The sequence below is a fragment of the Streptosporangium sp. NPDC048886 genome, from assembly GCF_055586905.1.
The window spans coordinates 14,702-39,110 of sequence record NZ_JBVJHH010000058.1; the positions used below are offsets into that span (position 1 = coordinate 14,702).

13 protein-coding genes and 1 pseudogene are annotated in these 24,409 nt (G+C 72.8%); 10 read left to right on the plus strand and 4 right to left on the minus strand.

The features are described 5' to 3' along the window. Positions 1-276 precede the first annotated feature (276 nt). The 5 genes and pseudogenes from ACZ6R6_RS43810 to ACZ6R6_RS43830 all read left to right on the plus strand — a co-directional run bounded on the left by ACZ6R6_RS43810 (position 277) and on the right by ACZ6R6_RS43830 (position 5,078). Positions 277-861 carry an extracellular solute-binding protein gene (locus ACZ6R6_RS43810; RefSeq protein ID WP_470102851.1) on the plus strand — a complete coding sequence of 195 codons (585 nt, stop codon included), beginning with the start codon at positions 277-279 and terminating at the stop codon, positions 859-861. Continuing rightward, positions 858-2,525, plus strand: coding sequence for an ABC transporter permease subunit (locus ACZ6R6_RS43815; protein ID WP_470102853.1), 1,668 nt, complete (start codon positions 858-860; stop codon positions 2,523-2,525). Before ACZ6R6_RS43810 ends, ACZ6R6_RS43815 begins: the two co-directional genes overlap by 4 nt. After that, positions 2,522-3,299: pseudogene (locus tag ACZ6R6_RS43820) on the plus strand (sugar ABC transporter permease). The gene ACZ6R6_RS43815 and the pseudogene ACZ6R6_RS43820 overlap by 4 nt, the downstream one beginning before the upstream one ends. 307 nt (positions 3,300-3,606) lie before the next feature. Continuing rightward, positions 3,607-3,816, plus strand: coding sequence for a hypothetical protein (locus tag ACZ6R6_RS43825; protein ID WP_470102855.1), 210 nt, complete (start codon positions 3,607-3,609; stop codon positions 3,814-3,816). Continuing rightward, a complete protein-coding gene (locus tag ACZ6R6_RS43830) occupies positions 3,735-5,078 on the plus strand; it encodes a glycoside hydrolase family 13 protein (RefSeq protein ID WP_470102856.1) in 1,344 nt (447 codons plus the stop codon). Before ACZ6R6_RS43825 ends, ACZ6R6_RS43830 begins: the two co-directional genes overlap by 82 nt. 138 nt (positions 5,079-5,216) lie before the next feature. Here ACZ6R6_RS43830 and ACZ6R6_RS43835 read toward each other — a convergent pair whose 3' ends face one another. Further along, entirely contained in the window at positions 5,217-6,086 is an 870-nt protein-coding gene (locus ACZ6R6_RS43835; protein ID WP_470102858.1) for a CPBP family intramembrane glutamic endopeptidase, read from the minus strand. Positions 6,087-6,190: 104 nt separating this feature from the next. On the opposite strand from ACZ6R6_RS43835, the gene ACZ6R6_RS43840 reads away from it, so the two are divergent. From ACZ6R6_RS43840 to ACZ6R6_RS43855, 4 genes are all read left to right on the plus strand, one after another. Continuing rightward, positions 6,191-8,146 (plus strand): sensor histidine kinase, encoded by a 1,956-nt coding sequence (locus ACZ6R6_RS43840; protein WP_470102859.1) that lies wholly within the window; start codon positions 6,191-6,193, stop codon positions 8,144-8,146. Next, positions 8,143-8,826, plus strand: coding sequence for a response regulator (locus tag ACZ6R6_RS43845; RefSeq protein WP_470102861.1), 684 nt, complete (start codon positions 8,143-8,145; stop codon positions 8,824-8,826). The genes ACZ6R6_RS43840 and ACZ6R6_RS43845 overlap by 4 nt, the downstream gene beginning before the upstream one ends. Before the next feature lie 107 nt (positions 8,827-8,933). Further along, positions 8,934-9,905, plus strand: coding sequence for a proline dehydrogenase family protein (locus ACZ6R6_RS43850; protein ID WP_470102863.1), 972 nt, complete (start codon positions 8,934-8,936; stop codon positions 9,903-9,905). 187 nt (positions 9,906-10,092) lie between these two features. Beyond that, entirely contained in the window at positions 10,093-10,662 is a 570-nt protein-coding gene (locus tag ACZ6R6_RS43855; RefSeq protein ID WP_470102865.1) for a putative glycolipid-binding domain-containing protein, read from the plus strand. A gap of 89 nt (positions 10,663-10,751) precedes the next feature. Here the strand turns inward: ACZ6R6_RS43855 and ACZ6R6_RS43860 are convergent, their stop codons facing one another. Together ACZ6R6_RS43860 and ACZ6R6_RS43865 are read right to left on the minus strand one after the other, a co-directional pair. Next, positions 10,752-16,091: an amino acid adenylation domain-containing protein gene (locus ACZ6R6_RS43860; RefSeq protein ID WP_470102867.1), complete on the minus strand. Its 5,340-nt coding sequence runs from the start codon at positions 16,089-16,091 to the stop codon at positions 10,752-10,754. Then, complete coding sequence (locus ACZ6R6_RS43865) at positions 16,088-20,926, minus strand: amino acid adenylation domain-containing protein (protein WP_470102869.1); 4,839 nt, start codon at positions 20,924-20,926, stop codon at positions 16,088-16,090. Before ACZ6R6_RS43865 ends, ACZ6R6_RS43860 begins: the two co-directional genes overlap by 4 nt. An 834-nt stretch (positions 20,927-21,760) precedes the next feature. On the opposite strand from ACZ6R6_RS43865, the gene ACZ6R6_RS43870 reads away from it, so the two are divergent. Beyond that, positions 21,761-22,063 carry a DUF6342 family protein gene (locus tag ACZ6R6_RS43870; RefSeq protein ID WP_470102870.1) on the plus strand — a complete coding sequence of 101 codons (303 nt, stop codon included), beginning with the start codon at positions 21,761-21,763 and terminating at the stop codon, positions 22,061-22,063. An 825-nt stretch (positions 22,064-22,888) separates the two neighbouring features. Here ACZ6R6_RS43870 and ACZ6R6_RS43875 read toward each other — a convergent pair. After that, positions 22,889-24,406 (minus strand): alpha-amylase, encoded by a 1,518-nt coding sequence (locus ACZ6R6_RS43875; RefSeq protein WP_470102872.1) that lies wholly within the window; start codon positions 24,404-24,406, stop codon positions 22,889-22,891. Positions 24,407-24,409 lie beyond the last annotated feature (3 nt).

Here is a 24,409-nt window from a genome sequence, read left to right on the forward strand (position 1 = left end):
GCCGACGGGGGGACAGCCCTCCGCGGCCCCGGCCTCCGCCGCCGACGCGACCCTGCTCATCTGGGCCGACGAGATGCGCTCGCAGACCCTCAAACCCTTTGCCGAGGCCTTCGCCAAGGAGAACGGGATCAAGGCCGAGGTCGTCGTCGTGGCCCAGAACCAGCAGCAGACCTTCACCACCGCCTCCCAGGCGGGCAAGGGCCCCGACGTGCTCGTCGGCGCGCCCACCTGTTCGGCACCGCTCCGAACGGCGATCCCGACCCGTCCGACCTGGGCGTGGGCGACAAGAAGTCCGTCGAGGCGTTCGAGAGGATCGCCAAGCTCGGAGAGAAGGGGGAGGGTGCGCTCAAGCGCTCCTTCACCTCCGACAACTCGGCGGCGGCCTTCAACGAGGGGAGGACCGCGTTCATGGTCGCCGGTCCGTGGCGGCTGGCCGATGCCCGCAAGGCAGGCGTGAAATACGACATCGCCCCGGTGCCCGGTTTCAAGGGGGCCGAGCCCGCCCAGCCGTTCGTGGGCGCGCAGTCCTTCTTCGTGGCGAGCAAGGGCAGGAACAAGGCGCTCGCCCAGGAGTTCGTCACCGGCACCCTGGCCTCGGCCGAGGTGGCGCAGGCCCTGTTCGACGCCGAGCCGCGCATGCCCGCCCTGAAGGAGGCCCTGACCTACGCGGCGGGCAAGGACCCCGACGTCGCCAAGTTCCAGGCCGCCGCCGAGAACGGCACGCCGCTGCGCGCGATCCCGCAGATGGTGGCCATCTGGGTGCCGTTCAACACGCTCATCCACGCCGCCGTGAAGGGGGACCCGGTGCCCCCGGCGGTCGAGGCGGCCGGCAGGGCCATCGCCGAACAGCTCGAGCAGTGACCACGAGACGGTTCCTGCGCGGGGAGCGGCATCGCCCTCCCCGCCAGGGCGAGACACCCTCCGCGACCGGAGGTGACGCGACGGTCGCCGCCGCGCCGCCGCGCGATCCGTCCCGATCCCGGGGGCGTGCCCGGACCGTACCCGCCCGGGTGTGGCCGGCGAGCGCGGGCGGGATCGCGGTCCGGGTCCTCGCGCTCGGGCTCATCGCCGCCGTCGCGCTCTGGGCCGTCGCGCCGCTGGTGGCGGCGGCGAACTGGGCCGGGGCGGGGATCGTCGCGGCCGTCACCGCCGCCGGCCTCTTCGTCTACCTGACGCCGCGACGGCTGCCCGCCAAATACCTGCTGCCCACCACACTCCTGGTCCTGGCCTTCCAGATGTTCCCGGTGGTGCACACGATGTCGCTGGCGCTGACCAACATCGGTGACGGCCACCTGGGCACCAAACAGGACGCGATCAGCGCGATCGAGACCTCCTCCGTCAAGCGGCAGCCCGGCTCCGCCGAGTTCCGGCTCACCGTGGCCGAGAAGGACGGCGAGCTGGTCTTCCTGCTGGCAGCCGGCGGACGCGCCTACGCCGGCACCGCCGAGGGGCTGCGGCCGCTGGAGGGCGCCACGCTCGGCGCCGGCGGCCGGGTCACCGCGGCCGGCGGCTACACGACGCTGACCGCCGCGCAGGTCTCCGCCCGCAGCTCGGAGATCACCGAGCTGGCCGTGCCCGTCGAGGGAGGGGCGATCCGCAGCCAGGGCCTGTCGAGGGCCTACCGGGGCACGGCGGCGCTCACCTACGAGGCGGGGTGTGACTGCGTCACCGGTCAGGACGGGATCTGGCGGGCCGACGAGGAGCAGGGCCGCTTCGTGTCCGACGACGGGCAGGCGCTGGCACAGGGCTGGAAGGTCGACGTCGGCCTGGCCAACCTCACGGCCGCGCTCACCAACCCGAGGATCAACGCGCACTTCCTGGGCGTCTTCGGTTGGAACCTCGTCTACGCCACCTCCGTCGTCGTGCTGACCGCCGGGCTCGGGGTGGCGGTCGCCCTGGTGCTGCACCATCCCCGGATGCGGGCTGTACGGGCCTACCGGACCCTGATCGTGCTGCCCTACGCCATGCCCGCGTTCGCGATGCTGCTGGTCTGGCGGGACATGTTCAACACCGACTTCGGGCTGATCAACAGGATGCTCGGGCTCGACGTCGACTGGCTCGGCGCGCCGCTCACCGCCCGCCTGTCGGTCCTGTTGGTCCAGCTCTGGCTGGGCTTCCCCTACATGTTCCTGATCGCCACAGGGGCACTGCAGACCATCCCGTCCGAGTATCTGGAGGCGGCCCAGGTGGACGGCGCGACCGCCTGGCAGCGGTTCAGGAAGGTCACGCTCCCGCTGCTGATGCTCGCGCTGGCCCCGCTGCTGGTCTCCTCCTTCGCCTTCAACAACTTCAACAACTTCAACGGCATCTTCCTGGTCACCGCCGGAGGCCCGTTCCCCGCCGACAACCCGACGGTGGGTGCGACCGACCTGCTGATCACATACACCTTCCGGCTCGCCTTCGGGCAGCAGGGCGCGCAGTACGGCCTGGCCTCGGCAATGTCCATCTACGTCTATCTGATCGTGGCGGTGCTCTCGATCATCAGCTTCCGGCGCACCCGGGCCTTCCAGGAGGTGGACCGATGAGACACGGACTGCTGCTGCGGCACCTGGCGGCGGCCGCGGTCACCGCCTTCGCCCTCTTCCCGGTCCTGTTCGTCGTCTCCTCGGCGCTCAACCCGCTCGGCACGCTCAGCTCGGCGACCCTGCTCCCGCGCGGCGCGGGTCTCGGCAACGCCGCGGACCTGCTCACGACCACGGCCTTCCCGACGTGGTATTTCAACTCCATCCTGATCACCGCGCTCACCACCGTCCTGTCGGTGGCGGTCTCGGCGGTCTCCGCCTATGCCTTCAGCCGCTTCCGCTTCGCCGGTCGCCGCGTGGGCCTGGGAGCGCTGCTGGTCATCCAGGCGTTCCCGCAGTTCCTGGCGATCGTCCCGCTGTACGTCATCTTCAGCGTGATCAGCGACAACTGGCCCGCCTTCGGGCTCAACAGCATCTGGGGCGTGGTCCTGCTCTACATCGGCGGCCAGGTCGGCGTGAACACCTGGCTCATCAAGGGCTTCTTCGACACCATCCCACGGGAGCTCGACGACGCCATGCTCATCGACGGCTGCACCCCCACCCAGGCGTTCCGCAAGGTGGTCCTGCCGCTGTCGGCGCCCATCCTGTCGATCAGCGCGCTGCTCGTCTTCATCGGGACGATCAACGAGTTCCTCATCGCCAGCGTCTTCCTCAAACGCCAACTTCGGCATGTTCGCCGTGGGAACGCTGCTCACCGCGGTCCCGACCGTCGCCGTCTTCCAGTTCCTGCAGAGATACATCGTCCACGGGCTCACCGCGGGCGCGGTGAAAGGTTGATCATGATAGATCGAGGATTCCACCACGACGGCTCGCCAGACCACGTCAGCACGCAGGCGCCGGAGCCCGGTGAGACGGTCACCGTCTTCGTCCGCACCCCGCGGGACCAGCGTTCCGGCGTGCACCTGCGGACCACGCCCGACGGCGAACCGCACTTCACCGCGGCGGTGATCGACCGGGAGACCGAGGACGAGATCTGGTGGCGGGCCGACGTCGTGGCCCGCGCCGCGGTGAACCGCTACCGCTTCCTCATCGACGGGCCGGGCGGCCACCGCTGGCTGACCGCCTCCGGTCTGGTCTCCACGATGTGCCGGACGCCACCGACTTCCGGCTCGTCACCCACGCCGCTCCCCCCGAGCGGGCGGCCGGCAGCGTGGTCTACCAGATCTTCCCCGACCGGTTCGCCCCCTCCGGCGCGGTGCGCGAGCTGCCGCCGTGGGCGATCTCCCGGCGCTGGGACGACCCGGTCGCCGGGACCGGGCCCGACACCCCCGGCAGGTCTTCGGCGGTGACCTAGACGGCATCCGGTCCCGGCTCGACCACATCGCCGGCCTCGGCGCCGACACCCTCTACCTGACGCCGGTCTTCCCCGCCGCCTCCAACCACCGCTACAACGCCTCCTCCTTCGCCGAGGTCGACCCGCTGCTCGGCGGCGACGCCGCCTACCGCGCGCTGATCGACGAGACGCACCGCAGGGGCATGCGCATCCTGGGCGATCTCACGACGAACCACTGCGGCGACACCCACCCCTGGTTCCGGGCCGCGGTGCGGGACAAGGGGGCCGCCGAGCGGGAGATGTTCTTCTTCACCGACGACGACCTCGGCTACGAGGCGTGGATGGGCGTCCCGTCCCTGCCCAAGTTCGACTGGTCGAGCGGCCGGTTGGCCGAGGCCGTGGAGGAGATCGTCCGGCGGTGGCTCCGCTTCGGCCTGGACGGCTGGCGCGTCGACGTGGCGAACATGACCGGCCGGCTCGGCCAGGCCGACCACGCCCACGAGGCGGCCCGGCGCATCCGGCGGGCGATCGCCGAGGAGAGTCCGGACGGGCTGCTCATCGCCGAGCACGCCCACGACGCCACCGGCGACCTCGACGTCGGCGGCTGGCAGGGGACGATGAACTACGCCGGATTCACCCGCCCGGTGTGGAGCTGGCTGCGGGGCACCGAGGTCCGCCTGCCGTTCCTCGGCGTCCCGGCGGAGGTGCCCAGGGTCGGCGGCGGCGACGCCGTGGCGACGATGCGGGCATTCTCCGGCCTGATGTCGTGGCGCTCGCTGGTGCACTCCTGGTCGATCCTGGGCTCCCACGACACCGCCAGGATCCGCACGGTCTGCGGAGGGGACCCCGCCCTGGTGGAGGTCGCTGCCGGACTGATGTTCACCCTGCCCGGCACGCCCATGGTGTTCGCCGGTGACGAGATCGGCCTGGCGGGGGCCTGGGGAGAGGACTCCCGCCGGACCATGCCCTGGAGCCGCCCGGACAGCTGGGACCACGGCACGTTCGGCGTGTACCGCGACCTGATCGCGCTGCGCCGCACCGAGACCGCCCTGCGCCACGGCGGCCTGCGCTGGCTGCACGTCTCGGAGGACGCCGTGGCCTACGTCCGGGAGCGCGCGGGCGAGCGCCTGCTGGTCCTGGCCGCCCGCGCGGCCCACCGGCCGGGCTCCCGCTCGCCGCCCGTTCGGCCGTCCCGGTGTACGGCGGAGCGGAGACGGCCCTTTCGGGCGACGGCACCGTCACGCTGCCGGCCGACGGGCCAGCCCTCCACATCTGGCGGCTGACCTAGCGGGGCTTGGTTACGGGCTCCGGCAGGTCGGCGGGGGCAGGGGGCCGCAGTGGTCCGGGCGCGTCGGCGGCGGGCCCGGATTCCTGACGAGGCCGGGCATGTGCCCGAGGACCGGGAATCCGCAACTCCGCCGCTACCTCCTCCACAGGGGCCGGGTGGCGAGCACGACGAGCGCCGTGCAGCTCGACGTCAGCGCGCCTCCCTCCCCGACGAACCAGCCGGAGTGTTGCGTGGCGGCGGTCATGGCCCCGGCCACGAAGTAGATCGAGGCGTTGAGGGTGGCGTGCAACACCAGGACCGGCCAGATGCTCCCGGTGCGCAGCCGCAGCCACACCAGCGGATAGGCCAGAGCCACTGCCTCCACCATGAACCACCCCAGCGCGTACGGCGTGGAAACACCCTTCTCGATCCCGCCCGGAACGAAAAGCATCAGCGGGAAGTGGGACACCCCCCAGGCCAGGCCCACGATGAGGGCCGCGGCGTCGACGCTCCTGGTCGCCGAGAGCCGGACGGCCAGCAGCGAACTCCAGCCGACCTGTTCGCCGAACGACAGCAGTATGTACGGCACGATGCCGGGACCCAGCCCGAGCAGGACGCCCAGGGCGGGATGGAGCCCGGTGGTCTCGGCCAGGTTGCCGGGATCGAAGCGCGCGGCGCCGGTCAGCCATGCCACGCCGTACCCCAGCCCGACACCCAGCACGGGTATCGCCCAGGCCAGGCCGATCGTCCGCCAGGGTGCCCGGCGAAAGCCCCAGTCGAAGCCGCGCAGGCCGCGCCCGCCCGCCAGCCAGGCCGCCAGCCCGGCGATGCCCGGCATGAACCCCCCGCTGAAGACGGCGATCTGCGCGGCGATCGGCGCCTGGTCGAGCCGGTTCAGATCGAGCCCCCGGGACACGGCGAAGGCCAGGGACGGGAGCACGAGCGCGGGCAGCACGATCGCGAACACTGTGAGCTGCCGCCGCGTCAGATCGCGTTCCGGTAGAGGAGATGTCGTCGTATGCATGGCGGCAGTACATCCGCCCGGTGGTCCCGATCTCCTGGACCTGCGGTCCCGTCATGGTCCCGCAGTCATTGTCCAGGTGACATGGGATATTTCACCATGTGCGAGTGCGTACTTATCGATGGCCGTGGCTGATCCCGGGTGCCTCGTCGGCGGCCATCCTGGCCGGTGCTGTCCTGACCACCGCGGTTCCCGTCCCGGATGTCACCTACCTGGTGCTCGACGCCGTGGTCGGCCTGACCTTTCCCCTCGTCGGGGCGCTGATCGTCACGCGCAGACCGCGGAACGTGCTCGGCTGGCTGTTCTGCCTCAGCGGTGCCGGGCTGGCGATGCAGGCGCTGGCGGGCGGCTATGCCGTGTACGGCGAGGCGCACGGGTGGCCCGGGGCCGGTTTCGCGGCCTGGGTGGTGAACTGGGTGTTCTTCACCGGGTTCGGGCCGCTCTTCTTGCTGCCGATGGTGCTGCCCGACGGCCGGCTGCCGTCCCGGCGGTGGCGGTGGGTGATCGGGACGCTGGTCCTGATGACCGTCGTGCTCCAGGTCATGCTGATGTTCCGGGACCGGATCTGGGTCTGGGGCACCGAGGAGCCCAACCCGCTCGGTTCCGTGCCGACGGACGTCGTCGCGGCCTCCTTCGGCGCCGTGATCGTCGCGATGTCCGTCGCCGGCGTGGTCGCGGTGGCCATGCGGGTCCGCTCCGCCCAGGACCGGCGCCGGCTCCTGCCCGTACTGGCCTCGGCCGTCACCATCGCGCTCGCCTCGATCGTCGACGCGGCACCGCCGGAAGGCCTGCCGCTGCTCGGGGCGTGGCTTCAGGCGGCGACCCTGCCGCTGCTCCCCGCCGCGACGGCGGTCGCGATCTTCCGCTACCGGCTGTTCGACATCGAGGTGCTGATCCGGCGTACCGTCGTCTACGTCGCGGTCACGTGCCTGCTGCTCGGCGCCTACCTGGCGACGGTCACCACGTTCGACACGCTGCTGCGGCAGGACGGCGGAGTGCTGGAACCTCTCCTGGGCACCGCTGTGGTGGCGGTGGCGTTCGCGCCGGTCCGCGATGCGGTACAGCGAGCGGTGGCCCGTCTGCTCTTCGGCAACCGGGGCGACCCCGCAGCGGCGCTGTCCCGGCTCGGCCAGCGGCTGGAGGTGTCGGCCGATCCGACGCGGCTCCTCGACGGCGCCGCGGAGACCGTGGCGCACACGCTCCGGCTTCCCTCGGTCGCCGTGCTCGACGCCGACGGCACGCCCGTCTCCGTCGTCGGCGGCGTCCCCGGACACGGGGTACGGTTGCCGCTGCTGAGCGGCGGTCAGCGGGAAGGGGAACTGCGCGCCGCCCCGCGCTCGCCGGGTGAGGACCTGTCCAGGCTGGACCTGGCCGTACTCGACGATCTCGCCCGGCACCTGGCGGTGGCTCTCGCCGCGGTACGCCTGGCCCGGGAGGTTCAGTCCTCGCGCGAGCGACTGGTCATCGCGCGCGAGGAGGAGCGCCGCCGTCTCCGCCGCGACCTGCACGACGGCCTCGGCCCCGGCCTGGCCACCATCTGCGTCCGGCTGGATCTGATCCGGGCCGTGGCGCCGGCCGGCCTGCGCGACCAACTCCGGGAAGTACGGCAGCTCACCGACGAGCTCGTCGGCGACATCCGCCGGACCGTGCATGATCTGCGGCCCCCGGCGCTGGACGAACTCGGCCTGGACGGCGCCCTGGAGGACCTCGTCCTGGACATGGCCCCAGACCCCGGCGGCGGTCCGGCGGTCGCTGTCAGGGCTCCGCTGCCGTTCCCGGCCCTCCCGGCGGCGGTGGAGGTGGCCGCGTACCGGATCAGCCAGGAAGCTCTGGCAAATGCGCTCCGGCACGCGGACGCGTCGAACGTGGAGATCACGGTGAGAGCCGAGCCGGAGCGGCTGTTCCTCGAGATCCGCGACGACGGCCGCGGCCTGCCCGACCCTGTCGTCGAGGGAGTGGGATCGGGCAGTATGCGGGAGCGTGCCGCCGAGCTCGGCGGCCTGTTGCGAAGGACGTCCAGCCAGGGAAAGGGCACGATCGTTGAGGCGGTGCTTCCCCTATGAGCTTCATGCCGGTCGGTGAACCCGTGAGCTCCGAGCCGATCGGTGAACCGATCCGCGTGCTGCTCGTGGACGACCACCCGCTGCTCCGGCACGGCCTGAGGGCGCTGCTGGAGCAGGTCGGCGGGGCCGAGGTGGTGGGCGAGGCGGGGGACGGCGAGGAGGCGATCGCGCTCGCCCTGTCGCTGAGCCCGGACGTCGTCGTGATGGACCTGGTGATGCCGGGGGTCACGGGGATCGAGGCGACCCGGACGCTGATCGACCGGCGGCCCGATCTCGGCGTGCTCGTGCTGACGATGAGCGAGGACGACGCGTCGGTCTTCGCCGCGTTGCGCGCCGGAGCTCGGGGCTATGTCCTCAAGGGCGCGGACGGGAACGACTTCATCGCCGCCGTCCGGGCCGTCGCCAGGGGAGAGGCGGTGTACGGCCCGGCGGTGGCCCGCCGCATCCGGCGCTTCCTCACCACAGGCCCGGAGAGCGGCCCTTTCCCGGAGCTGACCCAGCGGGAGCGGGAGATCCTCGACCTGCTCGCCTCGGGGAAGAGCAACGCCGAGATCGCCCGGCGGCTCTTCCTCAGCCAGAAGACCGTCAAGAACCACCTCACCTCGATATTCGCGAAGCTGCAGGTGGCCGACCGTACCCAGGCGGTGGTCCGCGCCCGTCGCGCCGGCCTGGGGAAGTGAGGTGAGGCTGCTTGGACTCAATCGTCCAGCGGGAGGGCGCCCTTTGGCGAATCTGTAAAAACAATATTCGCTGGTGATAGAGTCCGGGGCTGACGAAGGAGATGACCATGACCTCATCGACGATCGGGTCCCGGCGACTCGAGGAGCTCGCGGCCGAGACGCTGCGTGCCCTGGCGCTGGACGAAGCCCTCAAATGGCGGATCGCGGCCGACCCCGCGCTGCTCTCCGTCGCCCGGCGGGTCGCCGGACGCTACATCGGCGGGGAGACCCCGCAGGAGGCGCTCGGGCAGGTCCGTGAGATCAACGCCAGGGGACAGGCCGCCTCGGTCGAATACACGGGCGAGAGCTGCCGGGACGCCGCGCGGGCCGTGGCGGAGACGGAGGTGTTCGTCGCCCTCGCCGGGCAGGTCGCCGAACAGGGGCTGAACTGTTCGATCTCGCTCGACCTTTCCCACATCGGCTCGGTGGTCGACGCCGAGCTGGGCCTGGCCAACGCCGTCCGCGTCGCCGAGGCGGCGGCGGGCGCCGGCCAGGAGATGATGATCTCCATGGAGGGGTCGGACCGGACCGACCTCATCCTGTGGACCCACGGGCGGCTGTGCGAGCGGTTCGACCACGTCGGCATCACGGTTCAGGCCCGGCTGCACCGGACCGCCGAGGACCTTCCCCGCCTGCTGGAACGCCCCGGGCGCATCCGCCTGGTGAAGGGGGCCTTCCTCGAACCCGAGTCCGTCGCCTACCCGCGCGGCGGGGCCGACCTCCGGACGGCCTACCTCCGCTACGCGAGGACGCTGCTCGACAGCGGCCACGCCTGCTCCATCGCCACCCACGACCAGGACATCCTCGACGAGCTCCACGGCCACCTGGCCGGTGCGCGGCGGGAGGCGGAGCGCTTCGAGTTCGAGACGCTGCTCGGTCTCGGCCCCGAGCAGCTGCGCTCCGCGCAGTCACGCGGCTACCCGGTCCGCGAGTACGTCATCTTTGGCACCGAGTGGTGGCTCTACGTCTGCAACCGGATCGCCGAGGACCCGTCCCGCCTGTTCCAGGCACTCGCCGACGCCGTACCGGCAGGTGCGTGACGCCCCCGAGCGGGCCTCACACCGGCCGGCCGGGGTGCCGGGTGCCCGGAGACCGGCACGAGGGCAGGCCGCGACCGCCGGTCCCCCCTCCGGGGCCGCGCGCGCGGTTCACGCGCCCCTCCCCGGGGTACGTCGGTGCCGCCGGCCGCCTCGCGCGGGGGGAAGGGGCGGGTGAAGGGGGAGAGGGATGCGCGGGCTCGTGTGGATGAAGGACGGGGGCGCCGAATATGCGGAGGTCGGCCTGGGGGCGGAGTTGACGGCGGTCGGCGTGGCGATCGGGACGGATCCCGTGCCCTACCGGCTGGAATACACTCTGCGGACCCTCCCCGGATACGTCACCGAGCTGCTGTCGGTACGGGCCCACGGCGCGGGCTGGTACCGGGCGCTCGACCTGCGCCGCTCGGCCCACGGCGCCTGGTCGTGCGAGACGAAGGGGGAGGGCCGTCTCGACGGGCCGCCGCCCGGCGGGGACATGAACGTCCTGAACGACGCGCTCGACTGCGACCTGGGGCTCTCCCCGCTGACCAACACCATGCCGGTGCTCCGGCACGGCCTCGACGAGTGCGAGGGGCGGATCGACTTCGTCATGGCCTGGGTCCGGGTCCCGCACCTGCACGTGGTCCGCCACCCTCAGCGCTACACCCACCTCACCCCCGGCGCGGTGCGCTACGAGAGCGAGGGCTTCAGCGCCGACCTCGCCTTCGACGACGGCATCGTCACCGACTACCCGGGCCTGGCGAAGCTGGTCGCCCCCTGACGGCCGCCGCCCCTACGCCTGACGGCCGCCACCGTATGGCCTGGACGGGCCGGCGGACAGTGGTGAGCGGCGGGCGGGGCGCAAGGCCCTCACCCGCTCCGGCCGGCGCCCTCCAGCAGGACGGCGTCCGCCTCGACCTGGACCGAGTCCAGGTCATCGGCGATCTCGGCGCCCGCCACCGCGTCGGGCAGCGCGTCCTCCATCCGGCGCAGCGGCCGGTACCACAGCCCCAGCGCGCCCCAGAGCATCAGCAGCGCACCGCAGACGGTCAGCAGCAGCCCGACACCGCGCCCCGGCCCCACCCCGACGACGTCACCGACGAGCGTGTCCGCCAGGGCGCCGCCCGGGACGAGCAGCGGGCCGAAGACGTCGTCGGCCAGCCACGGCGCGGTGAGGAACGCCAGCGGCGTCATCGACACCGCCAGCATCTGGTTGGTGGCCAGCACCCGGCCCTGTAGCTCCAGGCCGACCTTGAGCTGGATGAGCGCCAGCCAGTGCGCGTTCAGCACGGTGAGGAACACCCACGACATCAGCCCGCCGAAGGCCGCCAGCGCCAGCGAGGGCCGCAGCCCGACCAGCAGCACCCCGGCCCCGAAACCGATCACGAAGCCGACCATGCCGATCGCGCGACGCTCGGTGCCACCCCAGAACACCATGACCAGCGAGCCGAGCACCGCGCCCACGCCCTGCATCGCGGTCACCGCGCCCACGCCCGCGACGTCGCCGAACGACAGCACCGCGGGCACGGTCACGGCCAGGGCGAGCATGTTCAGGTAGTTCATCACGACGAAGAACCCGATCATGATCATCAGGGGGCGGCGCCGTACGAGGAAGCGCCAGCCGCCGACGATGGCCTGCCCGAAGGACTCCTCCAGGCGGTGGAACAGCCGGTCGGGGAAGCGGACCAGCAGCAGCGTGCCGAGCCCGGCGAGGAACGTGACGACATCCACGGCCACCACGCCGTGCAGCCCGACCAGCGCGATGAGCGCGGCGCCGCCCAGCGGGCCGATGAGCATGCCCAGACCGGTGCCGAGGTTCGCCACCGCGTTGGCCTGCATGAGGTACGGCTTGGGCACCAGCTGCGCCACCGCCGCCAGATAGGCGGGCCGGTGGAAGGCCGTCACCAGCGACAGCAACCCGGCGATGATCCCGACCTGCCAGACCTCCAGCCGCCCCAGCCACAGCAGGATCACCAGGGCCGCGGTGGCCGCGGCGGAGACGCCGTCGCACACCAGCATGACCCGCCTGCGGTCCACCCGGTCGGCGACCGCGCCGCCCAGCGGCGCCGCCAGCAGCGACGGCAGCAGCGCGAGCATGCTGACCAGGGCGTAGTCCAGCACCCGGCCGCTCTCCTGGTAGGCCCACACGCCCAGCGCGAAGGAGGTCAGCGCGGCACCGAGCAGCGACACGGTCTGCCCGGCCGCGACGGTGTAGAAGCGGCGCAGGTCCCGGCGGGCGCTCCGGCCCGCGACCTCGACCTCCCCGACCGGCTCGGGCAGGTCGCCGCCGGCCCAGCGGTCCAGGTGCTCGGAGATGTGCCGGGCCAGGGGCTCGGCCTGGTGCTTGATGAAGTAGTGACCGGCCCGGGGGATCGTGGCCAGCCCCACCCGGTCGGCGAACGCCCCCCACTCCCGGTAGCGCTCCTGGTAGAGCTCGGTCGCGCGGTCCCGCTCGCCGATCACGCACAGCAGCGGCGCCGCGAGCCTGCGCTCCTCGCCGACGGGGGTGTCGAGGTGGCGGCTGAACCACGCCTGCGCCTCCTCGACGTCGTGCCGCAGGCCGCGCAGCATGGTCCCGGTGTCGCCGAAGTCCTCGTCCAGGGCGCCCAGCGTGCGCAGGAAGTCGCGCTGGGTGCGGTCGGAGGCCCAGCGATGGGCGGGGAACCTCCGGTTCCACCAGGCCGACAGCCGTCCGGGCAGCCGAGCGTCGGGGAAGCTGCCGCCGACGAAGACGCCGGCGACCGGAGTCCCGGACGCCTCCAGCCGCAGCGCCAGCTCGGTCGCGGCGGCCGAGCCGACGCAGTGCCCGTACAGCGCGATCGGGCCGGGTCCCCCGGGCAGCTCGGCCAGCTCGGCCACGATCCGGCCGACGAGCTCCGGCATCGGCAGCATGGCCTCGTCGGGCCGCGCCGGGTCGTGCCCGGGCAGCTCGACGGCGAGCACCGCAGTGGTGGGAGAGGAGCGGGTCAGCGCGGCGGCGAGCGGCTGGTAGGCGGCGGCCGAGCCGCCGCCGTAGGGCAGGCAGACGACGGTACGGCTCGCCGTGCGCGGACCGGCCAGCCGGTGCAGCAGCCCGGCCGGGGCCTCGGCGCCGCCGTCGAGGTGAGCGGCCAGCTCGCGGACCGTGGGCCGGGTGAACAGGTCGATCACCCGCAGCGACGGGTCGATCTCCCGGACCGCCCGGACCGCGCGGAAGGAGTCGCCGCCCAGTGCGAAGAAGTCGTCGTCGACGCCGACCTCGACGTCCAGGATGTCCGCCCACACCGCCGCGATGCGCACCTCGGTCGGCGTGCTCGGCGCGACCCGCTCCGCGGCGGGCGCCGCCTCGGGGATCGGCAGGCGGGCCCGGTCGACCTTGCCCAGCGGGGTGAGCGGCAGCTCGTCGAGGACGACGATCGCGGGCGGGACCATGTAGTCGGGCAGCCGCTCACGCAGCCCCGCCCGGATCACGGCGAGGTCCACCGAGGCGGGCGCGACCCAGGCGGCCAGCCGCCGGGAGCGGCCCTCGCCGACCGGCAGCACCGCGGCCTCGGCGACCCCGGGCTGCTCCTGCAGCGCGGCCTTCACCTCGCCCAGCTCAACCCGGAAACCCCTGATCTTGACCTGGTCGTCGACCCGGCCGAGGAACTCCACCAGCCCGGCGGAGTTGAGCCGGACCCGGTCGCCGGTCCGGTAGCAGCGGTCGGCCCCGGTCACCGGGTCGGGGACGAACCGCTCGGCGGTCAGGTCGGGGCGGTTCAGGTAGCCGCGGGCCAGGCTGGGACCGGCCACCCACAGCTCGCCCGGCACCCCGGCGGGCAGCGGACGGCCCGCGGCGTCGACGACGTAGCAGTCGACGCCGGCCAGCGGGCGGCCCAGCGGGACCGACCCCGACCCCGACGGCGGGTCGGGCACCCGGCCGCCGAGCACCGAGACCGTGGTCTCCGTCGGCCCGCAGTGGATCTGCACCTCCAGGTCGGGACCGGCCGCCCGGACGCGCTCGGCCAGCTCCCACGACGTCGCCTCGCCGGCGAGGATCAGCAGCCGGCGCGGCAGCATCCGGGCCAGGTCGCCGTGGGCGGCCAGCAGCTCCAGATGGCTGGGCACCATCTTGATCACGTCGACGGGATGCGCCGCCAGGTAGGCGGCGTACGCCTCCGGGTCGGTGGCGGCGTCCTGGTCCACGAGATGGACCGCGGCGCCCCGGACGAGCGCGCCGTACAGGCAGGTCAGCACCAGGTCGGAGGCGATCGTGGAGACCACGCCGTAGGAGGAGCAGCCCTCGGGCACCAGCTCGGCCAGGCCGTGCAGGTAGTGCAGCGCCGACCGGTGCTCGATCGCGGCGCCCTTGGGCCGCCCGGTGGAGCCGGAGGTGAAGATCACGTGCGCGAGGTGGCCGGGGGTGACGTCGACCTCCACGGGCTCGTCGGGCCCGGCGGCCAGCAGGTCGGGCAGGACCAGCGTGCCGGGGACCCGGCCGGCGTGCTCGCGGTCGGCCAGCACGACGCGCGCGCCGGCCGTCTCCAGCATGTAGGCGAGGCGGTCGTCGGGGTAGGCGGGCTCCATCGGCATGTAGGCCCCGCCCGCCCGCAGCACGCCGAGGAGCGCGGGGACCAGCACGGAGCGGCGGTCGACCAGCACGCCGACCGGCTCGTCCGGCCGCACCCCGGCCGCGGCCAGGTGGCGTGCCAGACGGTCGGCCAGCCGGTCCACCTCGCCGTAGGTGAGCGATCCGGAGGCGTCCACCACGGCGGTCGCCTCCGGCGTGCGCCGCGCCCAGTCGCCGACCACCGCGTGCAGCGGCCGGGTCAGGTCCATCCTCGTCCGCGCGCCCGCGACGGTGGGCCCGGACACCGGTTCCAGCGGCACGGCCGCCGCGGGCGTGTCCAGGTCGGCGAGCATGCCTTCCAGCAGGTTCAGGTACCAGCCGGTCATGCGCCGCGCGGTCGCCTCGTCGAACAGGTCGGTGCGGTAGGTCAGCTCACCGTCGTACTCCTCGCCCTCGTTGACGAAGGCGAGGTTGAGGTCGTATTTGGTGGTGCGCGGCGGAGGCGGCGCCTGCTCCGCGGTGAGGCCGGGGAAGTCCAGCACCTGGGGGCGGTCGTCCAGGACGTTGAGCAGCGCCTGGAAGATCGGCGTGGTGGCGAGGCTGCGCTCGGGGTGCAGGTGCTCCACGATCCGCTCGAAGGGCACGTCGCGGTGGGTGAGGGCGTCCAGCACGGCGTCCTTGGTCCGGGCCAGCAGCTCGCGGCCGGTCGGCTCGCCGGACCTGTCGCCGCGCAGGACGAGCGTGTTGACGAAGCAGCCGAGCATGCGCGCGGTGTCGGGGTGGAGCCGCCCCGCCTCGGGCACGCCGACCGGCACGTCGTCGGTGCCGCAGGTACGGCCCAGCAGCTCCTGCCAGGCGGCCAGCAGCACCATGAACGGCGTGCAGCCGGTCTCGGCGGCGGCCTCGCGGACCCTGGCGGTCAGCGCGCGCGTCAGCCGCACCGGGACGGCGGCGCCGGACCAGTCGGCGACCGACGGCCGGGCCCGGTCCACGGGCAGGTCCAGGACGGGTTCGAGCCCGGCCAGCCGTCCGGTCCACCAGGCGAGGTCGCCCTCCGGCTGCCCGGCCAGCCAGGCCGCGTAGTCGGCGTAGCGCACCTGCGGCGCCGCCGGCGGCTCGGCCAGGCCGAGCCGTGCCGCGTACAGGGCGGCCAGCTCGGCCAGCGCCAGGTTCCGCGACTGGGCGTCGAAGGCGATGTGGTGCACCGTCAGCGCCAGGACGTGCTCGTCGGCGCCGGTGAGGCGGAGCAGCAGGGCGCGGGTGGGCGGCTCGGAGTCCAGCGCGAACGGGCGGGCGACCTCCTCCCGCAGCCGCTCCTCCAGCAGATCGTGGTCGTCGAGGTCCTCGACCGCGATCGGGACCCGGCCGGCGTCGACCGGGGTGGCGCCCTCGTCGGTGACCAGGCTGCGCAGCACCTCGTGCCGGTCGGCGAGGTCGCGCACGGCGCCCAGCAGCGCGGCGACGTCCAGCGGGCCGCGCAGCCGTACGACGGCGGGCACGTTGTAGGCGGCCAGGTCGTCGAGCTGGGCGAGGAACCACAGCCGGGCCTGGGCCGGGGACAGGGGAGCGGGGCCACCTGCCGGCTCCCTGGCGGGGATCGCCGGGGCGGCCTGGGCGGCGGCGCGGCGCGCCGCCGACAGCCGCGCCGTGAGGGCGCTGCGGCGCTCGTCACTGACGGTCATGAGTCCTCCTCCAGGTCGTCCAGCAGCAGGGCCTCCAGCCGCGCGGCGTAGTCGGCCAGCGTCCGCCGTTCGAACAGCAGGCGCACCGGCACCCGCAGGTCCAGGGCGTCGCTCAGCCGGGCCGTCACGAGGGCGGCGGTCGCGGAGTGACCGCCGAGGGCGAAGAAGTCGTCGTGCGCGCCGAGGTCGGAGCGGTCCAGCACGGCGGCCCACACCTCGGCGACCAGCAGCTCGGCCTCGGTGCTCGGCGGCACCCGGGTGGCCGCGTCACCGGGTTCGGGCAGGGCGGTGCGGTCCACCTTGCCGGAGGCCGTGACGGGCAGCGCGTCCAGGAGCACCCAGCGGCGGGGGACCATGTAGTCGGGGAGCCGGGAGCCCAGGCGCCGCTCCAGTTCGCCGGTGTCGGTCCCCGGCGGCGCGGCGAGATAGCCGACCAGGTGGTCGCCGCCGTGCACGGTCACGGCCGCGTCGGCGACGCTCTCGCGGAGCACGGTCTCGATCTCGCCCAGCTCGATCCGGTGGCCGCGGACCTTCACCTGCCGGTCCCGGCGGCCCAGGAAGTCGAGCGTGCCGTCGGGCCGCCAGCGGGCCAGGTCGCCGGTGCGGTAGCGGCGCCCGCCCAGCGGGTCCTCGGTGAAGGCCGCGGCGGTCAGCTCCGGCCGGCCCCGGTACCCCCTGGCCACGCCGGCGCCGCCGATCCACAGCTCACCGGGCGTCCCGGCGGGCAGCACGCGGCCCGCCCGGTCGAGCACGTAGGCCCGCTCCCCGGCCAGCGGGACGCCGATCGACACCGGGTCGCCGGCCGGGGCGGTGACCCGGACCATGGTGGAGTAGATCGTGGTCTCGGTGGGACCGTAGGCGTTCCACAGCTCGGCGACCCGCTCCAGCAGGTCACCGGCGAGGGCGGCGTCGAGCACCTCGCCGATGCTGACCACGCGCACGTCCCCGCCGCGCCAGCCGGAGGCGACCAGCATGCGCAGCGCCGTCGGGGTCGCGGTCATCAGCGTGACCCCCGCCTCCTCGATCCGCCGCGCGACGGCCCGCCCGTCGAGCGCGTCGTCCCGGCCCAGCAGCTCCAGCCGCAGGCCGTGGCAGAGGCTCACCCACAGGTCGAAGCCGAACACGTCGAACGAGAACGGCGTCAGGCCGAGCATCACGTCGCCGGGCCGGATCCCCGGGGCGAGCGTCATCGAGGAGACGAACGCGGCGAGGTTGGCGTGGGTGACCTCGACGCCCTTGGGGTTCCCGGTGGAGCCGGAGGTGTAGAGGACGTAGGCGAGGTCGCCGGGCTCCACCCGGGAGGGACCGCCGGCGTTCACCCCGTCCGGCGCCACCCCCGCCGTGGACGGCCCGGCCAGGTCGACGACGGTGCCGCCCAGCCGCTCGGCCACCGCCAGCCCCTCGCCCGCCGCGACGATCATCTTGGTGCCGGAGTCGTCGACCTGGTGGCGGAGCCGCTGGAGCGGGTGGCCGGGGTCGAGCGGGACGTAGGCGGCACCGGCGAGCAGCACGCCCAGCAGCGCCGCGGGCAGGTGCCGGTCGCGGGGCAGGCACACGCCCACGCAGGCGCCCGCGGCCGCCGGGCCCAGCGCCGCGGCCACCCGGCGCGACCGGTCGGCCAGCTCGCCGTAGCTGAGGACGCCGTCGGCGTCGACGACCGCCGGGGCGTGCGGGTGCCGTGCGGCCCGCTCCAGCACCGCCTCCACCACGGTCCGCGGCGCGTCCGCGGGCAGCGGCGCGCCGGTCCCCGCGGCCAGCAGCGCCGCCCGCTCCTCGGCGCCGACCACCTCGAACGCCGACAGCGGCCGGTCGGGGTGGGCCAGCGCGTCCGCCAGCAGGCGGACCAGCCGGTCGGTGAGGATCTCGGCGCCGGAGCGGTCCAGGTGCTCCACGTCGTACTCGACCTGGAGCTCGGGCCCGGCCGCCGTGTCGTTGAGGTAGACGATCAGCGGCGCCTGGGCGCTGCCCGCGTCCAGCTCGCCGACCAGGTCCACGCCCACGCCCCCGTGTTCCAGACGGACGGGGACCGCGGGCGGCTGGATCGAGAGCGTGACGGGCGTCAGCACCGCGCCGGGCGGGCGCTCGACCCCGCTGACCTCGGCCCGTTCCCACGCGGACAGCGCGCGGTGGTCCATCGCGCGGGCGGTCACGGCCCCCGCGTGCCGTACGGCCTCACGCAGCGACAGCCCGTCCTCCAGGCGCAGCCGTACCGGCAGCACGTCGACCAGCATGCCGACCACGGCCTCCAGGCCGGGGTCGGCGCGGTCGGCCACGGCGGCGCCCAGGACGACGTCCCGCCGATCGGTCAGCCCGGCGACCAGCATGCCGAGCACGGTCAGGTAGACGGCGAACGGGGTGGCGCCGCAGCCGGCCGCCAGCTCGCCGGCCTGCGCGGTCGTCGCCGGGGTGATCCGGCGCACCAGGCGCTCGCCGCGCAGCCGGCTGGGGCGGCCGTCGGGGCGGGGCAGCAGCTCGTACGGCGGGACCGCCCCGGCGAGCTCCTCGGCCCAGAAGGCCCGCAGCGCCTCGGTGCTCCCGCCGGTCGCCTGCTCGCGCAGCGCCACGTCGCCGATCTGGAACGGCGGCTCCGGGATGTCGCCGGGGCGGGTGAGCCCGTCGAGGAGCTCCCGCATGACGATCCCCAGCGACCAGCCGTCGAAGGCGGTGTGGTCGGTGAGGAGCACCAGCTCCGCGCTGTCCGGCCCCGACCACAGGAGGGTGGCCCGCAGCAGCGGCGACTCGCGGGAGATGTCGAAGTCGTGGGCGACCGCGGCCCGTCGCAGCGCGTCGGCCTCCTGCTCCGAGGCCGGGCGGTGCTCCTCCAGCGGCACCGGCACCGGCGGCCCGACCTCGATGGTCACGCCGTCCACGACGACGGTGCGCAGCGCCTCGTGGCGGCGCACGATCGCGTCCAGCGCGGCTCGCAGCGGCTCCGCCGAGGTGAGGCCGCGCAGTCCGAGCCGGAAGGCGATGGCGGTGGCGCCGGGGTTGTGGCTGACCTCGCGCAGCAGGCACATGCCGCGATGGGCGGCGGTCAGCGGATAGCCGGTCCGCCCGGCGTGGCGGACCAGCGGCGTCACGGCGGACGGGGCGGCCTCGGCGACGTACGACGCCAGCTCGGCGACCGTGGGCCGCGCCAGGAGCGTCGTCAGCGGGACGTGGACCCCGAGCGCGTGCTCGATCCTGGCGCAGATCTTGGCGGCGGCCAGGGAGTGCCCGCCCAGGTCGAGGAAGTGGTCGTGGACGCCGACCCGCTCGGTGCCGAGCACCTCGGAAGTGATGGCGGCCAGCCGCCGCTCGGTCTCGTCGCGGGGGGCGACGTACCCGGTCCCGGCCGCGCCAGTGGCGGCGACGGAGCCCGGGGCGGAGGAGAACGCCACCGCGGGCAGCCGGGAGCGGTCGGCCTTCCCCGTGGGGCCCACCGGGATGGCGTCGAGGAACACGATCCTGGAGGGGATCATGTAGTCGGGCAGCCAGTCGCGCAGCCAGGACCGCAACCGCCCGCCGTCGAGGCCGGGACCGGCCGGTTCGACGTAGGCGACCAGCCGCCGGGTGCCCTCCCCGTCGACGGGGGCGAGCACGACGGCGTGGTTCACCAGCGGGTGGCGCACCAGCCTGCCCTGCACCTCGCCCAGCTCGACGCGGAAGCCCGCGACCTTCACCTGGTCGTCGATCCGCCCCTCGTAGAAGTAGGTCCCGCCCGCTCTGCGGACCAGGTCGCCGGTGCGGTAGTGGCGCACGCCCGCGGCGTCGGTCACGAACCGCTCGGCGGTCAGCTCGGGCCGGTTCAGGTAGCCCCGGCCGACCAGCGGACCGGCCACCCACAGCTCGCCGAGCTCGCCGTCGCCGAGCGCCTCGCCGCCGGAGCCGCGCACCGACAGCTCCGACCAGGCGTACGGCGTGCCGATCGGCGGCTCGCCCGTCTCGTCCCTGGAGATCTCGTGCGCGCAGCAGTGCACGGTGCACTCGGTGGGCCCGTACAGGTTCACCATGCGTCGCACGCCGGGGTTGGCGAAGACGCGGTCGGCCAGCGCCCGGCTCACCGGCTCGCCGCTGGAGAGCACCGTGCGCACCCCTGGGGGCAGCGGCTCCCGCAGCAGCGCGGTCAGCGCCGAGGCCGCCGCGCTGACCATCGTGACCTCGTCCCTGGCGGGCAGGGTGTGCAGCGCGAGGGGGTTCTCCGCCATGATCACCGTGCCGCCCAGCAGCAGGGGGAGATAGAGCTGGGGGACGGACGGGTCGAAGCAGACCGAGGTCGAGGCGAGGAACCCGGCCAGCTCCTCGGCGGTGAAGTGGTCGGCGTCCCAGCGCAGCAGTGTCATCACGTTGCGGTGTTCGATCACGACGCCCTTGGGGCGCCCGGTCGAGCCGGAGGTGTACATGACGTAGGCCAGGTCGGCCGGGTCGCTCGGCAGGCCCGGGTCGCCGTCCGGGCGGTCGCCGAGCGCGTCCACCAGGATGAGTCCACTACCCGGCAGCCGCTCCGCCAGCGCCGCGGAGGTCACCGTGTGTGACACCCCGGCGTCCTCGGCGATGAACTCCAGCCGGTCGGCCGGGTAGGTCGGGTCCAGCGGCACGTAGGCGGCGCCGGTCTTCCAGACGCCCAGGAGCGCCGCGATCAGCGTCTCGTCGCGGTTCAGGCACACGCCGACGGTCGAGCCCCGCCGTACCCCCCGGGCGACGAGCTCGTGGGCTATCCGGTTGGCCTGGACGTTCAGGTCCGCGTAGGTCGTGCGGGTCGTGCCGGCGATGACCGCCGTGCGATGGGGAGTGCGTCGCGCCTGCTGCTCGAAGGCGTTGTGGACCGGTCCGAGCGATGCGAGGTTGCCAGCCACCACTGGTCTCCTTGGGGTACGGAAGGGGGGCATAGGCCGTACGACGGCAAGGGTGGCAAAGGGCGCTCGGACGATGTAAGGCAAAGATCGTTTTGTTACCCGAACGGTATTGATCGCCTGAAATTACTCTTAAACAACATTTGATCACCTCATGTGAGGTGACGCTCCGTAGTCGTGGACGGCCCGGCGGATCTGGTTGAGCCGCTGCACGTGCTTGACCGGCGGCTGTTGCGGCGTCTGCCCCATCGCGCCGGTGGCCGAGGAGGCGACGCCGGAGTCCGCGGCCGTGACTGGGGCGTTGCAGGAAGACCGGTACATCCATCTCGTCCGGCCGGCGTGGGACCTGCGCGGGCTGGGGTGGCGACGCGGCTTGAGCTTCCGCCGACCGAGGAGCCGCATCTGACGGCGCAGACGATCCGCAAGGCGGCGGCGCGGTGAGCCGGGAAGCCGTCCATGAGGCGTTCGAGGTGATGGACAAGGGCTCCACGGTCAACGTTCCCCAAGTGCGTCCCGCTGTGCTGAGAGCCTCGGCGGGCGGGGCCTGGCGTGGGTGGACTTCCTGTCCGGCGGGTGGGGCGCCGGCCACGACCCGGAGTGCCGCCGCCGGAGGCATCTCGACTCCGCGCTCGACGCCTTGCCCCGCTAATCCCATACGGACAAATAATAGATAAGGGAATTTAGCGCTCAAATTTATATAAAGTAGCCAATTCTTATATTCAGGAAATGCCCGGAAAAAACTATAGAAAATCTCTTAAGGGCCGCATATCCTTCGCTATGGCGCGGTCCAAAGGGGGGTGCGCCGCTCCCGAACCGGGAGAAATGAAAGGAGTCGACATGCCGGAAGTTGACCTCGGGCTGGCCACTGACTGGCTTGAAGGCAGTGACACTCACGGCCGAATCAAGCTGGTCCAGAACCGGGTCTACCCGACCTCTCCGAAGAAGGACGTGCTCATAAGCTCGCCGGTGAGCATCGAGCTTTCGGTGAACACGAACCATTCCACCAGCCAAGAGGCGGACAAGATTTACTTCACGACCCACCACGGGTCGAGCAAGAAGATCATCGCGATCCTGGACTCCAACGGGGACCTCTACGTCGCCGGCCGGGTGATACAGGACCAAAAGAACCTGTCCTTCTAGTAGCGCCTCGTGGTGCGTGGGCACTGGTCCGTCGGCCGGCACAGCCCCTGACCGGGCGACGACCAGTGCGGCCGACGGCGTCCGCCGGGACGACAGAATGCCCGCGGCCGGCAGCGACGCACCAATGCCTGTGCGCGACACCCGATCGGGGTCGGCGGAGCTCCCATCGGCCCCGATCGGTAGAAGGAAATGACTACCTCTGCTCGGACGGGCCCGCCGCCTCGAAGAGGTGCGCTGTGTCCATCGCAAAATGTCGAGCGGTTGTTGACGCGGAAGATGATTAAACTCCGAACGCTCAAACCAGCAAGATGGCGATGGATTCGCACCGTCAGCGTCAAGTCCATCGAAATGGTCAGCTCATTGGACGGCACGCCCATTCTTTGCCTTCCCGATGGAACTCTGGGCCGCTCCTGCTGAAGTTGTCGGAATCGACGTCGCCGCCAGCCGTCGCCGGCCATTCGAAAGTTGTCGCTCAGCCCATCCGGTGCCATCTCGAAGGCGGGCACAGTCGCATGCGGGAACGTCCATGCCGTTCACGCCCACCGTCAGCGCTCCGAAGCGACGTGCGGGCACGTTCGGCAGTGAGCTGATCACACCTGCGGTGAAGTCATGGGAACGCTTGCGTGCGCGGCCCGAGCCGCCGGCGGCCGGGACCGGCCCCCAGACCGCATGCCCGGCCGCCGAGCGGGCGACGGGCACGGACGCGCCGGCGGCGCGGGTACGGGCCGTGCCGGCCGGGGGCGATCCGGCACGGCCGCGAGCTCGCACGGCCGCGCCGGTCACCGGGGATCCGGCGGGGCCGTACGGCCCCGCCGGATCACGGGGTCAGCGCCAGGAGTCGTCGCGTGTCGCGGTGCCGCCGGTGGGGGCGTAGTGGATGTTGGCGCCGCTCCAGCCGGTGGCGTAGTAGACGGTCGCCTCGCCGGCCGGCGGGTCGGTGGGCCTGACGCCGCCCACGTGGATGGCGACCGCGCCCTTGCCGGGGACGGTCACCGAGGCGGTGCCGCCGGCGTCGACCGTCACCGAGCCGCCGCCCGCGTCGTTGGCGTAGGTCCCGGCGGGCAGGCCGGTGGTGAAGGTCCGGGTGACGGAGCCGCCCTCGTTGTTGATGGCGACCCAGCCCTTGCCGCCGCGGCTGAAGGCGATCACGTTGTTGCCGTTGTCGTACCAGTTGCCGACGGAGGTGCCCGCGACGGCCCGGTTGAAGCCGACCATGCCGCTCATCTGGCGGTGGAAGCAGCTCCACCGCCCGCTGCCGCAGTCGGCGTCGGTGACGATGCCCCCGTTGGCCGAGGGCGGGCCGGCCTCGCGGTCGCCCCAGGTGAAGCCGGAGTAGACGCGCGGCGTGCCGTACGGCCAGGCCAGCATGAAGACGTTGGCCAGCTTGTAGGCGTCGCCGTACTTGTAGTTGAGCGTGGAGCCGTTGCGCTCGGTGTCGTGGTTGTCGACGAAGACCACGGCCTTGTCGCTGGGCACCGACAGGCCCCAGCTCTGCCCGAAGGTCCGCAGCCACTTGATCTGGCCGGTGAACTGCTCCTTCATCTTGCGGCCGTACACGAACTCGTGCACGTCGCCGATCCCGGTGTACTGGCCCGGCGTGACGGCCTCGTTGTCACCCTGGATGACCTCCTGGTGGATGTACGGCGAGCCCCTCAGCCTGGACTTGATCGCGGCCAGGTCGCCGGGGTTGACGTGCTTGGCGGCGTCGATGCGGAAGCCGTCCACGCCGAGGTCGGTCAGCCTGTTGAGGTAGCCGGCGATCTGGTTACGGACGTACTCGGAGCCGGTGTTGAGGTCGGACAGGCCGACCAGCTCGCAGTTCTGCACCCGCCAGCCGTCGCCTGTGTAGTCGGAGTCGTTGATCGAGCAGGCGGGAGAGTGGAAGTCCGCGGAGGAGTAGAGCCCCGGGTAGTCGTACTTGCCGAACCCGTAGCCGCCGTAGCTCCTGCTGCCCTGGCCGGTCATGTGGTTGACGACCGCGTCGGCGTGGACCTTGACACCCGCGTCGTGGCAGGCCCGGACCATGTTCCTGAACGCGTTCTCGTCACCGAACTTGCTGGTGAGCGTGTAGCGGGCGGGCTGGTAGATGTCCCACCAGACCGAGCCGCCCTTGCTCATCGAGTCGCTCGGCGGGGAGACCTGGACCGCCCCGTACCCGGCGGGGCCGAGCACGTCGGTGCACTCGCGTGCCACCGAGTTCCAGTTCCAGTTCCACAGCTTGACGATGGGGCCGGGCGTGGGCGGTGCCGCCTGGGCGGGGGCGCTGAGCACGGTGGGCACCACCACGACGGCGCTCGCCAGCGCGCTCAACGCCGTCGCGACGATGATTTTGTAGGATTTCATGCG